This is a genomic window from Acidovorax sp. FW305-C-20-28, assembly GCF_058783375.1.
Genome location: NZ_JBYSYM010000032.1, coordinates 26,292 through 40,449, shown reverse-complemented (window position 1 = coordinate 40,449; position 14,158 = coordinate 26,292). Strand labels below are relative to the sequence as shown.

14 protein-coding genes are annotated in these 14,158 nt (G+C 69.3%); 10 read left to right on the top strand and 4 right to left on the bottom strand.

Annotation, left to right across the window (positions count from 1 at the left end):
- Positions 1 to 4: 4 nt before the first annotated feature.
- From AC3WOH_RS28070 to AC3WOH_RS28055, 4 genes are read left to right on the top strand one after another with little or no spacing between them, the layout of a single operon-like run.
- A complete protein-coding gene (locus AC3WOH_RS28070; protein ID WP_492232595.1) occupies positions 5 to 1,051 on the top strand; it encodes an AbrB family transcriptional regulator in 1,047 nt (348 codons plus the stop codon).
- Between the two features lie 58 nt (positions 1,052 to 1,109).
- The gene (locus AC3WOH_RS28065; protein WP_492232594.1) at positions 1,110 to 3,233 is read left to right on the top strand and encodes a hydantoinase/oxoprolinase family protein; all 2,124 of its coding nucleotides are present in this window, start codon (positions 1,110 to 1,112) and stop codon (positions 3,231 to 3,233) included.
- Positions 3,230 to 4,228 carry a phosphoglycerate dehydrogenase gene (locus tag AC3WOH_RS28060; protein ID WP_492232593.1) on the top strand — a complete coding sequence of 333 codons (999 nt, stop codon included), beginning with the start codon at positions 3,230 to 3,232 and terminating at the stop codon, positions 4,226 to 4,228. The genes AC3WOH_RS28065 and AC3WOH_RS28060 overlap by 4 nt, the downstream gene beginning before the upstream one ends.
- Positions 4,229 to 4,279: 51 nt before the next feature.
- Positions 4,280 to 5,566 (top strand): MFS transporter, encoded by a 1,287-nt coding sequence (locus tag AC3WOH_RS28055; RefSeq protein ID WP_492232592.1) that lies wholly within the window; start codon positions 4,280 to 4,282, stop codon positions 5,564 to 5,566.
- A gap of 15 nt (positions 5,567 to 5,581) precedes the next feature.
- On the opposite strand, the gene AC3WOH_RS28050 is transcribed toward AC3WOH_RS28055, so the two are convergent.
- On the bottom strand, positions 5,582 to 6,277 hold the full coding sequence (locus tag AC3WOH_RS28050) for a fumarylacetoacetate hydrolase family protein (RefSeq protein WP_492232624.1): 696 nt from the start codon (positions 6,275 to 6,277) through the stop codon (positions 5,582 to 5,584).
- Positions 6,278 to 6,432: 155 nt separating this feature from the next.
- On the opposite strand from AC3WOH_RS28050, the gene AC3WOH_RS28045 reads away from it, so the two are divergent.
- Entirely contained in the window at positions 6,433 to 6,888 is a 456-nt protein-coding gene (locus tag AC3WOH_RS28045; RefSeq protein WP_492232591.1) for a MarR family winged helix-turn-helix transcriptional regulator, read from the top strand.
- Positions 6,889 to 6,897: 9 nt separating this feature from the next.
- Entirely contained in the window at positions 6,898 to 7,701 is an 804-nt protein-coding gene (gene pgeF / locus AC3WOH_RS28040) for a peptidoglycan editing factor PgeF (RefSeq protein ID WP_492232590.1), read from the top strand.
- Here pgeF and AC3WOH_RS28035 read toward each other — a convergent pair.
- Positions 7,621 to 7,953, bottom strand: a complete 333-nt coding sequence (locus AC3WOH_RS28035; protein WP_492232589.1) for a hypothetical protein — start codon at positions 7,951 to 7,953, stop codon at positions 7,621 to 7,623. The genes pgeF and AC3WOH_RS28035 overlap by 81 nt on opposite strands.
- Positions 7,954 to 8,055: 102 nt before the next feature.
- On the opposite strand from AC3WOH_RS28035, the gene AC3WOH_RS28030 reads away from it, so the two are divergent.
- Both AC3WOH_RS28030 and AC3WOH_RS28025 read left to right on the top strand, forming a co-directional pair.
- Positions 8,056 to 9,762: a PHA/PHB synthase family protein gene (locus tag AC3WOH_RS28030; protein WP_492232588.1), complete on the top strand. Its 1,707-nt coding sequence runs from the start codon at positions 8,056 to 8,058 to the stop codon at positions 9,760 to 9,762.
- A gap of 58 nt (positions 9,763 to 9,820) precedes the next feature.
- Positions 9,821 to 10,999 carry an acetyl-CoA C-acetyltransferase gene (locus tag AC3WOH_RS28025; protein WP_492232587.1) on the top strand — a complete coding sequence of 393 codons (1,179 nt, stop codon included), beginning with the start codon at positions 9,821 to 9,823 and terminating at the stop codon, positions 10,997 to 10,999.
- 81 nt (positions 11,000 to 11,080) lie between these two features.
- Here the strand turns inward: AC3WOH_RS28025 and AC3WOH_RS28020 are convergent, their stop codons facing one another.
- Entirely contained in the window at positions 11,081 to 11,434 is a 354-nt protein-coding gene (locus AC3WOH_RS28020) for a DOPA 4,5-dioxygenase family protein (RefSeq protein WP_184855720.1), read from the bottom strand.
- Positions 11,435 to 11,650: 216 nt separating this feature from the next.
- Here AC3WOH_RS28020 and AC3WOH_RS28015 point away from each other — a divergent pair, with 216 nt between their 5' ends.
- Together AC3WOH_RS28015 and AC3WOH_RS28010 are read left to right on the top strand one after the other, a co-directional pair.
- Positions 11,651 to 12,133: a hypothetical protein gene (locus AC3WOH_RS28015; RefSeq protein ID WP_492232586.1), complete on the top strand. Its 483-nt coding sequence runs from the start codon at positions 11,651 to 11,653 to the stop codon at positions 12,131 to 12,133.
- Between the two features lie 45 nt (positions 12,134 to 12,178).
- Positions 12,179 to 12,601, top strand: a complete 423-nt coding sequence (locus AC3WOH_RS28010; RefSeq protein ID WP_492232585.1) for a hypothetical protein — start codon at positions 12,179 to 12,181, stop codon at positions 12,599 to 12,601.
- Between the two features lie 189 nt (positions 12,602 to 12,790).
- Here the strand turns inward: AC3WOH_RS28010 and AC3WOH_RS28005 are convergent, their stop codons facing one another.
- Positions 12,791 to 14,134 (bottom strand): lytic murein transglycosylase, encoded by a 1,344-nt coding sequence (locus tag AC3WOH_RS28005; protein WP_492232584.1) that lies wholly within the window; start codon positions 14,132 to 14,134, stop codon positions 12,791 to 12,793.
- Positions 14,135 to 14,158 lie beyond the last annotated feature (24 nt).

The window sequence follows — 14,158 nt, the reverse complement described above, 5'->3', positions numbered from 1 at the left end:
GCGCATGCAACGGCTCGCCATCTGGATCGCCCTCGGCGTTGGTTCGGCCTTGGCGGCCTGGACGCTGCACGGCCTGAAGGTGCCGGGCGCCTTCCTGCTCGGCCCCATGCTGGTGGGCATTGCTTTTGCCACGGCGGGCGCGCAGGCGCGGATTCCCGGCCTGGCCATGCTGCTGGTGCAGGGCGTGCTCGGCTGCCTGATCGCCGCGGCGGTCAACGATGTGCTGCTGGGCGCCGTCCGGCAGCACTGGCCGCTGTTCATGGCGCTGAGCCTCGCCAGCGTCGTGCTGGCGGCGGGCATCGGCCACGTCATCCAGCGCCTGGGCTGGCTGCCGGGGTCGACGGCGGTCTGGGGTCTGGCGCCGGGCGCTGCGACCACCATGATCCTGCTGTCCGAAGGCAGCGGCGCGGATCCGCGCATCGTCGCGCTCATGCAGTACCTGCGGGTGCTGCTGGTGGCTTTGTCCACCGTGGCCCTGGCCGGCCTGGTGGGCGAGCGGTCTGCACCCTCTGGCGCCGCCGGGGCGCTGGCGCCTGCCGGGGCCGCGCTGGGCCTGCAGGGGGCAGTGCAACTGCTGGGCCTGATGGCGCTGGGGGTGCTCGCCGCCGCTCTGTGCCGCAAGCCGGTCCTGGCGCTGCTGGTGCCCACCTTTGCCGGGGGCGCCCTGCAGGGCGCGCACGTGGCGGCCTTCCATGTACCGCCCTTGCTGGCGGCCGCCGCCTTTGGTGTTGCGGGCTGCGCTGTGGGGCTGCGCTTCACGCGCGCGCTGCTGGTGCAGTGCGGGCGGCGCATGCCCGTGTTCCTGCTGGCCATTGCGGCGCTGATGGCCGGCTGCGCGCTGCTGTCCTGCGTGCTGGCGCTGGTGCTGGCCCAGGCCAACCCGCTGACTGCCTACCTGGCCATGACGCCGGGCGGGCTGGACATGGCCGTGGCGGTCGGCGCCAGCCTGCAGGTCTCGCTGCCCATCGTCATTGCCGCCCAACTGGTGCGCTTGATCGTCGTGATGGCGGCCGGTCCCTCCATCGTGCGCTGCGTTGCGCGCTGGGGCTGATGCCGGTGCCCATCCATTGCCTCCACTTTTCTTCCGTTTCTTGAAAGCCTTCCCTTCCATGCCCAAAACCACCCGCATCGGTGTCGACATCGGCGGCACCTTCACCGACTTCGTGCTGCACGACGAGCAGCGCGGCATCACCCGCACCGGCAAGCGCCTGACCACGCCCGAGGCGCCCGCGCGCGCCATCGTCGAAGGCGTGCAGCGCCTGCTCGGCGAGACCGGCACCGACGCCGCGCAGATCGCCCAGATCGTGCACGGCACCACCCTCATCACCAACACCGTGCTCGAACGCACGGGCGCCCGGGTCGGGCTGATCACCACCCTGGGTTTCCGCGACGTGCTGGAAATGGGGCGCGAAAGCCGCTACGACACCAACGACCTGTTCATCCCGCCGGTTCCCGTGCTGGTGCCCCGGCCGCTGCGCCGCGAAGTCGGCGGGCGCATGCGAGCCGATGGCACGGAGCACGCGTCGCTGGACCGCGAGGCCGTGGCCGAAGCCGTGACCTGGCTGGTGGAGCAGCAGGGCATCGAGGCGCTGGCGATCTGCTTTTTTCACGCCTACCGCAACCCGGCGCATGAGCGCGAGGCCCTGCGCATCGTGCGCACCCTTTACCCGGACCTGCTGGCCAGCATCTCCAGCGAGGTGGCGCCCGAGATCCGCGAGTACGAGCGCACGGTGACCACCTGCGTCAATGCCTATGTGCAGCCGCGGGTGCATGGCTACCTCGACCGCCTGCATGCCGACCTCACGGCCCTGGGCTTTGGCGGCGAACTGCAGATAATGCTCTCCAGCGGCGGTGTCACCACGGTGCAGGACGCCAAAGATTTCCCGGTGCGCCTGATCGAGTCGGGCCCGGCCGCCGGGGCCATGGCCGCGGCCTTCATCGCGCGCCAGGCCGGGGTGGAGCGGCTGCTGGGCTTCGACGTGGGCGGCACCACGGCCAAGATGTGCCTCATCGAAGGCGGGCGCCCCGTGATCACGCACGATTTCGAAGCCGGGCGGCTGCAGAAGTTCAAGCAGGGCTCGGGCCTGCCGCTCAAGGTCTCGGTGGTGGACATGATCGAGATCGGCTCGGGCGGGGGCTCCCTGGCGGGTGTGGACGGTCTGAACCTCATGAAGGTGGGCCCGCGCAGCGCGGGCTCGGTGCCCGGGCCGGTCTGCTACAACCGCGGCGGCACGCAGCCCACGGTGACCGATGCCGACCTGCTGCTGGGCGCGCTCAATCCCGCCAACTTCCTGGGCGGCGAGATGCATCTGGCGCTGGACAAGGTGCGCAGCGCCGTGCGCAGCACGCTGGCCGAACCGCTCTCCATCGACGAAGCCACGGCGGCCCGCGGCATCCAGGAGATCGTCAACGAGAGCATGGCCGCCGCCACGCGCATGTACCTGGCCGAGAAGGGCCGGGACCCGCGCGACTTCACCCTGTTCGCCTTCGGCGGCGCGGGGCCGGTGCATGCCTATGCGCTCGCGCGGCTGCTCAACATCGGGCGCATCCTGGTGCCCATGGGGGCGGGCGTGATCTCGGCTTTCGGCTTCCTGGTGGCGGCGCCCTCGGTGGATCAGGTACGTGGCTACGTCACGGCGCTGGAGGACACCGATTGGCAGCGCGTCAATGCCCTGTACGCCGACATGGCGCGGGCGGCGCTCGCCGTGCTCGGCTCAGTGCCCGATGCCAGCAGCATCACCTACCGCTGGTCTGCCGACATGCGCTATGCCGGCCAGGGCTTCGAGATCACCGTGGAGCTGCCGGTGGGGCCGCTCGGCGCTGGCGCCAGGGACGCCATCGAGAAGGCCTTTCTGCGCGACTACGCGCAGCGCTTTGGCCGCGTGGTGCGCGGCGTGGGCCTGGAGATCGTGAACTGGCGCCTGGCGGCCAGCCTGCCCGCACAGGACATCCGGCTGGCGCAGCAGGTGGCACAGGGTGACCCGCAGCGTGGCCAGCGCACGGTCTACTTTGCAGGCTTCGGCGACCTGAGCACCACGGTGTACGACCGCTACCAGCTGGCACCCGGCACCGTGTACCCGGGGCCGGCCGTGGTGGAGGAGCGCGAGACCAGCTGCGCCTTCGGGCCGGACTGCAAGTTCTGGATCGATGCCCATGGCAACCTGGTCATCGAGCTGAGCCAGGCCGTTGCAGGCGCGACCCGCCAGGCCGAAGCCCTGGAGGCCACGGCATGAGCGCGGAACCACGCTACACGGTGGTGGTCTCGCAGCGCAACTTCGACACGGCTTCCTGGCACTACCTGGCCGGGCGTGGCTGCGCCGTGCGCATCGTGCCCCTGCCCGATGGCCTGGGCGATGGCGACCTCTCTGAGGACGCGCTGGTGGCCGAACTGCATGGTGCCGATGCCTGGATCGTCGGCCACGCACGGGTCACCGGGTCGCTGCTGCGGCGCCTGCCGCGCCTTCAGGCCATCTACCGGCGCGGCGTGGGCTACGAGCGCGTGGACACGGCTGCCGTGGCGGCCCTGGGCAAGGTCGCCACCATCGCCGTGGGCGGCAACGACGCGGCGGTGGCCGACCACGCGCTGGGCCTGATGCTGGCCGTGGCGCACCGCCTGCGCGAGGGCCAGGCGCGGCTGCTGCAGGGCGACTGGTCCATCCCGGTGGGTTCGGACCTGTACCGCAAGACCGTGGGCATCGTGGGCCTGGGGCGCATCGGGCGCGGCGTGGCGCGGCGGTTGGCGGGTTTCGACTTCGAGGTGCTGGCTACAGGCGCTGGGCCGGCGCAAGAGGGCGTGCAGCGAGTGGAACTCGATGAACTGCTGCGCCACAGCGACTTCGTGAGCCTGCATGCCCCGCTCAACGAGGCGACGCGCTTCCTGATCGACCGGCGCACCCTGGCCCTCATGAAGCCGGGCGCCATCCTCATCAACACCGCGCGGGGCGGTCTGGTGCACGACGGCGACCTGCTGCAGGCGCTGACCGAAGGCAGGCTTGGCGGTGCGGGGCTCGACGTGTTCGCCAGTGAAGCCGACCTGGCCTTCTTGCCCGCCACCGAGGCGCTGCTGCGCCTGCCCAACGTGGTGGCCAGCCCGCACTCGGGCGGCTCCACACACGAGAGCCTGCAGCGCACCAACCTCATCGCCGCGCACTGCGCGGTGGCCGTGCTCGAAGGCCGATCACCCGACCCGGTCTGCGTGATCGCGGACGGCCGCGCGCCGTCCACCTGAACCCAAGACCCCCGGTTCCCCCAAAACAATGAAAAATGGAGACAGACAAGCATGCACAACAACAACGGTTTCGACCCTTCGCAGGCCGCCTTGGTGGGTGAACGGCAGCAGCAGCGCTTTCGCACCGGCGCGGCCCTGCTCGTCGCGCTGGCCGTGTTCGCGCAGGAATCGGCCTGGAACTTCTACGACGCGCAGGTGCCCGTGTCGCTGCGCCAGTACACATCGAGCGCCGCGCTGATCGGCCTGCTCATGGGCATGGACAACCTGCTGGGCATCTTCATCCAGCCCTGGGTCGCGCACCGCTCGGACAATACGCGCACACGCTGGGGCCGGCGCATTCCCTACCTGCTGATCGGTGCGCCCGTGGCGGCCTTCTTCTACGTGCTGATCCCCTGGGCGAACTCCATGCCGGCCCTGGTCGGTGCGATGTTCTGCTATGCACTGGTCGCCAACTCCTTCAAGGCGGTGACCGAGGCCCTGGTGCCCGACTTCCAGGCGCCGCACCACCGCGGCAAGGCCCTGGCGTTCACCAAGATCGCGGTGGCCTTCACGGTGGCGGTCAGCGCCGCACTGAGTTTCCTCGTCATCGACCGCAGCCCGCACCTGGCCTTTGCCATCCCGGCGCTGCTGCTGGTGGGCGGCATGGGCATCGCCGCGCTGGGCCTGGACGAAAAGACGGCCTATGCCAACCAGTCGCCCGAAGCGCAGGCCGAGGGGCCGGGCATGGGTTTCCGCGAACTGCTGCTCGACATCTGGCGCGACACTGACAAGAGCCGGCTGGTGTTGATCGCCGCCATCTTCGTGATCGGCGGCACCTGGTCGGCGCTGCGCTCGCAGCTCACCACCTATGCCATGGAGGTGCTGGAGCTCTCGCGCGGCAAGGCGGGCTCGGTGGGCTTTCCGGCGGGCGTGGCCTTCATGCTGGTGGCGTTTCCGCTGGCGATGCTCTCCGACCGCGGGCGCCGGCTGCGCATCTGCAAGGCCGGCATGGCGCTCTTCGTGGCCGGCTGCCTGCTCGCGCACTTCGCGGGCTCGGTGACCATGACCACCGTGGGCGTGGCCGTCTGCTCGGTCGGGTTCGCCGCCTTCGTGGTCAATGCGGTGGTGATCCTGTGGAACCAGGCGCCTTCGCCCCTGGTGCTGGGGGCCTACACCGGCATCTACGGCATTGCCCTGGCAGTGGGCTCCACCCTCATGCCGGCGCTGCTCGGCCTGCTGGTGGACGCCACCGCCTGGCGCTACATGATGCTGCACACGGCGGCCCTGGGGCTGCTGGGCATGGCGTTGCTGTCGCGCGTGAAGACCGAGCAGCGCCAGCCGCCAGGGCCCAGGCCCTGAGCCGCTGCAGCTGGTTTACACCACCTTGAGCTTGAGGCCCGTGAGGCCGTCCACGCCGCCTTCGAGGGTGTCGCCGCGCACCACGGCGCCCACGCCTTCGGGCGTGCCGGTATAGATCAGGTCGCCGGGCTGCAGCTCCCAGGCGGCCGACAGGTGCTCGATGGTCTCGGCGATGTTCCAGATGAGCTGGGCCACGGTGCTGCGTTGGCGGTCTGTGCCATTGACCTGCAGCCAGATGCCGGCCTTGGCCACGTCGCCGGCCTGGGCCGCGGGCGTGATGGGGCCGATGGGGGCGCTGGCGTCGAATCCCTTGCCGATGCACCAGGGGCGGCCCTGCTTCTTCATGTCGTTCTGCAGGTCGCGGCGCGTCATGTCCAGGCCCGTGGCGTAGCCGTAGATGTGCGAGAACGCGTCGGCCGCCTTGATGTCCTTGCCGCCCTTGCCGATGGCCACCACCAGCTCGATCTCGTGGTGCAGGTTGGCCGTGAGGCTGGGGTAGGGCAGCTCACCGGTCTGCCCGGCGTCGACGACGACGATGGCGTCGGCCGGCTTCATGAAGAAGAAGGGCGGCTCGCGGCCGGTGAAGCCCATTTCCTTGGCATGCTCTTCGTAGTTGCGGCCCACGCAGTAGATGCGGTGCACGGGAAAGCGGTCACTGCTGCCCACCACGGGCACGCTGGCCACCGGGGCGGGGGAAAACACATAGCTCATGTTGGCCTTTCGGGGAATGTTGGGGAGGTTGCCGTGAATGAAGACACCCAAGGTCATCGTACCTGTTGGCAGTGTGCCACGCTCTGCAGGGGCCTGCCTGCAAGCCTCGCCAAACCGTGCTTTGGCGCCTGCCGATGGCGGCTAAACTCGCGCTTATGGCAAAGAGCTTCGATTTCCACAACACGCCGGGCCACCTGGTGCGCCGCGCGCACCAGCGGACCGTGGCGCTTTTCATGGAGGAAACGGCCGGGTTCGACGTGACCCCGGTGCAGTTCGCCATCCTGCACGAGCTGCTGGCCCAGCCCGGCGAAGACCAGGTCACCCTGGCCTCGCGCGTGGCCTTCGATGCGGCCACCTCGGGCTCGGTCATCGGCCGGCTGGAAAAGCGCGGCTGGGTGCGGCGCGAGGCCGACACCCGCGATCGGCGCCGCAAGCTGCTGTGGATCACCCCCGAGGGCGAGACCGCCGCACTGCAGATGCGTGATGCCGCCCAGCGCGTGCAGGAGCGCCTGACCGGGCCCCTGAATGCCGAGGAGAGCGCGCTCCTGATGAGCCTGCTGACCAAGGTGGTCTACCACCACAAGGACCCCGCAGGCACCTCCGGCGCCTGATCGCTCCCCATGCATGTTTCGCTGCCGGCCGACTGGCTGGTTCCCGACTGGCCTGCGCCGCCCGGCGTACACGCGCTGTGCACCACGCGTGCCGGCGGCGTGAGCGCTGCGCCTTACGACTGCCTGAACCTGGGTGCCCATGTCGGTGACGATGTGGCGGCCGTGCAGTCCAACCGCCAGGTGCTGCAGTCCGTGCTGCAATCCGCCACGGCGAACGCACGTGCCGTTTTTCTGAACCAGGTGCATGGCACCGATGCCGTGCGGATCGACCTGGCCACGCCTGATGCCACCACGGCTGACGCCTGCCTGGCCACCGCGCCCGGCGCCGTGTGCACCATCATGGTGGCCGACTGCCTGCCCGTGCTGTTCGCGCACCGCGCGGGCAGCGTGGTGGCGGCTGCCCATGCCGGCTGGCGTGGCCTGGCGGGCGCGCAAGGGCAGGGCGTGCTCGAATCCACCGTGAAAGGCCTGGCGGAGCAGGGCGCGCCTGCGGCCGAGGTCATCGCCTGGCTCGGGCCCTGCATCGGGCCCACGGCCTTCGAGGTGGGGGCCGAGGTGCGCGCTGCCTTCTGTGGCCATGACCCGGCCGCCGAGGCCTGCTTCGTGGCCCAGCCCGGCGGCAAGTACCTGGCCGATCTGGCGGGCCTGGCCCGCCTGCGCCTGGCGGCGCAGGGCATCACGGGCATTTACGGCAACGACGGCACGGCGCCCTGGTGCACCGTGGGCCATGCCTCACGGTTCTTTTCGCACCGGCGCGACACCGCCGTCCTGGGCGGCAGCGGGCGCTTCGCCGCCTGCATCTGGCGCGCTTGAATCCGAATCCGCCTTAGCGGCGCGAAGGGCTGCCTGCTCGGCATCCCAGGCCGCCTGTTCCATCTGCTCGCGCTGCTTGAGGGCGCGCTTGCGCGAGGGTGTGCCCAGGATGTAGACGAGGATGCCCATGGGCAGCAGCCCGTAGAGCACGAAGGTGACGATGGCACCGAGCACCGTACCCGTGGTGTTGGTGGCCTCGGCCACGGCCATCATGAGGGTGACATACAGCCAGGCAATGACGATCAGGTACATTGTTTGCGTGATCCAACGTGTTACAGGTTGCCAGCCCTTGCCGGGTGGGCAACAATCAAGCCACCGAGATGCCGGAACACCATGACAGGGATAGGAGACGGGATGAGTTCAGAATCGATCTGGGACCAGAGCGCCCAGCAGTTCCAGCAGATTTTCGGTCAAGGTTGGGCACAGGCCGTCCAATCCTTCCAGAAAATGGACCTGGGTACGCCCGCCGGTGCGGCCACGGCCGCACCCGTGCAATTGTCGCCCGACAAGCTGCAGGCGCTGCAAAAGCAATACCTGGAAGAGGCGCAGGCCTTGTGGGCGCAGAGCCTGCAGGGCAAGGCCGAGGTCAAGGACAAGCGCTTTGCCGGTGAAGGCTGGGCCAGCAACCCGGTGGCGGCCTTTTCTGCTGCCGCCTACCTGCTCAACGCCCGCACCCTGATGGGCCTGGCCGATGCGGTGGAAGCCGACGAGAAGACCCGTGCCCGCATCCGCTTCGGCGTGGAGCAGTGGATGGCCGCCATGGCGCCCAGCAACTTCCTGGCCTTCAACGCCGAAGCGCAGAAGAAGGCCATCGAGACCAAGGGCGAGAGCATCGCCAAGGGCATGCAGAACCTGCTGCACGACCTGCAGCAAGGCCATGTCTCGATGACCGACGAAAGCCTGTTCGAGGTGGGCCGCAACGTGGCCACCACCGAGGGCGCCGTGGTCTTCGAGAACGAGCTGTTCCAGCTGCTCGAGTACAAGCCCCTCACGGCCAAGGTCTACGAGCGCCCCTTCCTGCTGGTGCCGCCGTGCATCAACAAGTTCTACATCCTGGACCTGCAGCCCGACAACTCGCTGATCCGCTATGCGGTGAGCGAAGGCCACCACACCTTCGTCGTGAGCTGGCGCAATCCCGACGATTCCCTGGGCAAGAAGACCTGGGACAACTATGTCGAGGACGGCGCCATCGCCGCCATCGAGGTGGTGCAGGCCATCACCGGCGCCGGGCAGATCAACGCCCTGGGCTTCTGCGTGGGCGGCACCATCCTCTCCAACGCGCTCACGGTGCTGGCCGCGCGCGGCCAGGAGCCCGTGGCCAGCGCCACCTTCCTGACCACGCTGATCGACTTCACCGACACCGGCATCCTGGACGTCTTCATCGACGAGAACTTCGTCAAGTTCCGCGAGATGCAGATGGGCAGCGGCGGCCTGATGAAGGGCCAGGACCTGGCCTCGACCTTCAGCTTCCTGCGCCCCAACGACCTGGTCTGGAACTACGTGGTGGGCAACTACCTCAAGGGTGAGACGCCGCCGCCCTTCGACCTGCTGTACTGGAACAGCGACAGCACCAACCTGCCCGGGCCGTTCTACGCCTGGTACCTGCGCAATTTCTACCTCGAGAACAATCTGGTCAAGCCGGGCAAGCTCAGCGTCTGTGGCGAGAAGATGGACCTGGGCCAGCTCACGCTGCCCACCTACATCTACGGCTCGCGCGAGGACCACATCGTCCCGGCCACGGCCGCCTACGCCTCCACCCAGGTGCTGCCGGGCAAGAAGCGCTTCGTGATGGGGGCTTCGGGCCACATCGCGGGCGTGATCAACCCGCCCGCCAAGGGCAAGCGCAGCCACTGGATCCGTGCCGACGGCAAGTTCCCCGGCACGCTCGACCAATGGCTGCAGGGCGCCACCGAACACCCGGGCAGTTGGTGGACCGACTGGTCCGCCTGGCTCAAGGGCCACGCCGGCAAGCAGATTGCCGCGCCCAAGGGCTATGGCAAGGGCAGCAAGTTCAAGGCCATCGAGCCGGCCCCGGGCCGCTACGTGCAGCAAAAAGCCTGACCAGCCGACCTGAGACAATCCACCCCAGACATCCACCTCCAGAAAAGAAGGACATTCCATGGAAGACATCGTCATCGTTTCGGCCACCCGCACCGCGGTGGGCAAGTTTGGCGGCGCATTGGCAAAGGTGCCCGCCACCGAGCTGGGCTCGATCGTGATCCGCGAAGCCATCACGCGCGCCGGCCTGTCGGCCGGCCAAGTGGGTGAGGTCATCATGGGCCAGGTGCTGACGGCCGGTGTGGGCCAGAACCCTGCGCGCCAGGCCTCCATGAAGGCCGGTGTGGCCCAGGAAACGCCTGCGCTCACCATCAACGCCGTCTGCGGCTCGGGCCTCAAGGCCGTGATGCTGGCCGCCCAGGCCGTGGCCTGGGGCGACAGCGAGATCGTGGTCGCCGGCGGCCAGGAAAGCATGAGCCTGGCGCCCCACGTGCTGCCGAACTCGCGCGACGGCCAGCGCATGGGCGACTGGAAGCTGGTCGACACCATGATCGTGGACGGCCTGTGGGACGTGTACAACCAGTACCACATGGGCATCACCGCCGAGAACGTGGCCAAGCAGTACGGCATCACCCGCGAACAGCAGGACGCCCTGGCCCTGAACAGCCAGCTCAAGGCCGCCGCCGCGCAGGACGCCGGCAAGTTCGCCTATGAAATCGTGGATGTGGCGCTGGCACAGAAGAAGGGCGACCCCATCTTCTTCAACACCGATGAATACCTCAACCGCAAGACCAATGCCGACGCCCTGGCTGGCCTGCGCCCTGCCTTCGACAAGACCGGCACGGTCACGGCCGGCAATGCCTCGGGCCTGAACGACGGCGCTGCCGCCGTGGTGGTGATGACGGCCAAGAAGGCCGCCGCCCTGGGCCTCAAGCCCCTGGCGCGCATCGCCTCCTTCGGCACCACGGGCCTGGACCCCGCCACCATGGGCATGGGGCCCGTGTCGGCCACGCGCAAGGCCCTGCAGCGCGCTGGCTGGAACGCCGCCGATGTGGACCTGTTCGAACTCAATGAGGCCTTTGCCGCACAGGCCTGCGCGGTGAACAAGGAGCTGGAGATCGATCCTGGCAAGGTCAACGTCAACGGCGGTGCCATCGCCATTGGCCACCCCATCGGTGCCTCCGGCTGCCGCATCCTGGTGACCCTGCTGCACGAAATGCAGCGCCGCGACGCCAAGAAGGGCGTGGCCGCACTGTGCATCGGCGGCGGCATGGGCGTGTCCCTGGCGCTGGAGCGCTGATCCCCCCGGCGCAGCACCCTGCGGTGCTGCGGCCAGCCAAAGCCCACCAGCCGGTGGGCTTTTTTCATGGCCCGGGCCCGCTCAGCCGGTGAAGCCCGCCAGCTTGAGCGTGTGCGACCGCCCCAGCCACACCGCGCAGTCGCGGTGGTCGCGCAGGCCATCACCGGTATTGGGGTGGGCGAACACGTCGAGCGCGCCGTGGTTGAGCGCCAGCCAGCCCATCACGTGGGTGAACCCGGCCGGGCCAAAGGCCAACTGGTAGCTCCACATCGGGTGCGGGCCCACGGGCCGCTCGTGGAAGCGGCCGATCTCCACATGCCCCGCCAGCTCCCGGGCAATGGTTTCGCGCAGCGCCCAGGCCGCGTCGCGGCTCGATGCGTCGAAGTAGACATGGGCGTGCCAGTCGCGGATGAGGGCAGGGTCGAGCAGGGGCATGGGCGGCATGTTACGGCCTGGCCTGCCACCTTGCAGGGCCCGCCTGAGAAGCCCCTGTGGCCTCGGTGCGGCGGGCAGTGTCTGGTTTGCGCATCATCCGTGCGCGGTGTGCGGGCCCTGAGGCCCTCCGGGCCTTGGCGTGCCGTGGAGTGCGCGCTACATTGGACGATTCGGCCGCCATGGTGCGGCCCCTTGTTTGGCCGAGGCTCCGACACCATGGCACTGACCCGACTTTCTGCATCCTCGCTGCTGGCCCTGGCCCTGGCAGGCGCCGCGCATGCGAGCCCGACCGAGTGCGGCTCGGGCGCCCGCTACACCGCGGCGCAGGCCGAGATCGACGCTGCACTCAAGACCGTGGGCGACGGGCCGCAGCGCAACCGAGCCCGCCTCGAATCCCAGCTCAAGGCCAATGGCGTGGCGCGCGGTTGGTCGCAGGAGCAGCAGGCCGAAATGCTGCGCAAGGCCTACAGCTCCGCGGGCTACTGGGAGCTGGAAAAGCAAAAGCAGCCCCACGTGTCCACGCTCATGCAGGCCGTGACGGCCAGCTCAGGCCCCGATCCGCGGGTCTCCAAGTGCACGGCCGCCAAGCAGGTGAAGGCCAGCGCCTGGGCCGTGGCCGACATCCACAACCGACAGTACGCTTATGTGGCGCGTGAGGTGGGCATCATCAGCCAGGCCGCCCAGACCAAGGCGCGCTGAGGCCGGCAGTATGGGCGCGGTGGCTGTCCGGTAGTGGCGCAGGGCATGGCGCCGCAGCTTGCGATCCGGGTCGAGGAAACCGGCTGCGCGATGGTGCCGTGCCCGTGCGGCTGCGGCGCCCTGCGCGAGCGCCTCGATGGCGTGCTCCATCTGGCGCAGGGCGGCGGCTGGTTCCGCGCCCTGTTGCTGCGGGAGCCTGGCGAGGCTTGCGCGATCTGGCTGGCCATCGTCACGCGGGGATCGGCCGAGGATCCGCGGGACTGGCTGGTCACGCTGCACGGCAACGTGGAAGGCGCGCGCATCGAGGACCCGGGCGCATCGCCCATTACAGCGCCACAAGGCTATTCGGGCCGGCTTGTCACGCGAGATGAGCTGTTGGCCATCGACGGGGCGCCAGCGTTCTACTTTGCCTGCTTCGATGCGCTCATTGAGCAGCATTCGCGCATGCGCGCTTTCCTGGCGGAGTGACGGGCCGGGCCGTTCGTATCCATTGTCCATTGCGCCGTGCGCCACCCGCGACGCATGAAACTGGCGCGGCCAAGGCCAGTGCCCCCGTGCAAGGGCCGCCCCGCAGCACCGGGGGGCGCACCCCTCCCAGATGGCGAAGCAATATGAGAGAGGGGTGAATGCGCGAAGCGCCTCAGAGGGTGTTGCATTTCAGGGCGCGGCCAGGCGCTGCAGCAGCTCGGCCGTGGGATAGCCATCGGCCACCGCACCGATGCTCTGCTGGTACTGGCGCAGTCCGGTGCGCGTGGCCGGGCCCATCACGCCATCGGGCGTGCCGGCGTTGAAGCCGCGCTGGTTCAGTTGCTCCTGCATCTGTTGCAACTGGCTGCGCGACAGGGGCGCGAGGTCGCGCGGCCAGGCGGCCACCACGCTGCTGCCGCCCTCGATCTGGCGCGCCAGCAGGCCCACGGCCAGGGCGTAGCTCACCGAGTTGTTGTAGCGCAGGATAGTGCGGAAGTTCTGTCCCACCAGGAAGGCCGGGCCGCGCGCGCCGGCCGGCGTCGCGATGGAGGCTGCGTCCAGCGCGGGCAAGGGCTGCCCGTCCACGCCCTGCACGCCCTCAGCGGCCCACTGCGCAGCCGTCTGGCGCACGTTCTGCTCGGCGCGGGCGTAGTCGAAGCTGGGCGGCAGCCGCACCTCCACACCCCAGGGCTGGCCGGCCTGCCAGCCCATGCGCGCAAGGAAATTCGCGGTAGAGGCCGCCACGTCGGGAATGCTGCCCCAGATGTCGCGGTGGCCGTCGCCATCGGCATCCACCGCATAGGCCAGGAAGACCGAGGGCAGGAACTGCGTGTGCCCCATGGCGCCGGCCGAGGAGCCGACCATGCGTTCATCGCTGATGTCGCCCTGGTCCAGGATGCGCAGGGCCGCCAGCAGCTCGCTGCGTGCCCAGGCGGCACGCCGGCCTTCGAAGCCCAGCGTGGCCAGCGCATCCACGGCGCGGAAGTTGCCGAAGTTGCTGCCATAGTTGCTCTCCATGCCCCAGATGGCCGTGATGATGGAGGCCGGCACGCCGTAGCGCGTGGCCGCCGCGTCGATGGCTGCCTGGTGCTCGGCCCGCTTGGCCTGGCCCTGGGCGATGCGCTGGGCCGACACGGCGCTGTCCAGGTAGGCCCAGGGCGTGCGGCTGAATTCGGGCTGGGCGCGGTCAAGCTCGATCACGCGCGGCTGCAGCCTGGCATGGGCCAGGGCCTGTTGCACCGTAGCCGGCCGTATGCCTGCGGCCAGGGCTTCGCGCGAGAACGCCTCGATCCACGCGGCAAAGCCGGCCTGCTCGGCGTCTTGCGCAGGCAGTACGGTCGGTGCGGTTGGTGCGGGCGTGGGGGCCGGTGCCGCAGCAGGGCGGGGCGCGGGGGTCATGGGGGTGCCTGGTGCCGGGGACGTGGCGCATCCCGACAGGGCCAGGGCGCTTGCCAGGGCCAGGGTGGTCAGTGCGGGGCGGGTCGGAGGCAAAGAAAAATGCGAAACCAAGGGAATTGAAAGCGTTCTGGGCATGCCCCATTGTCCCGTGCCCGGCAT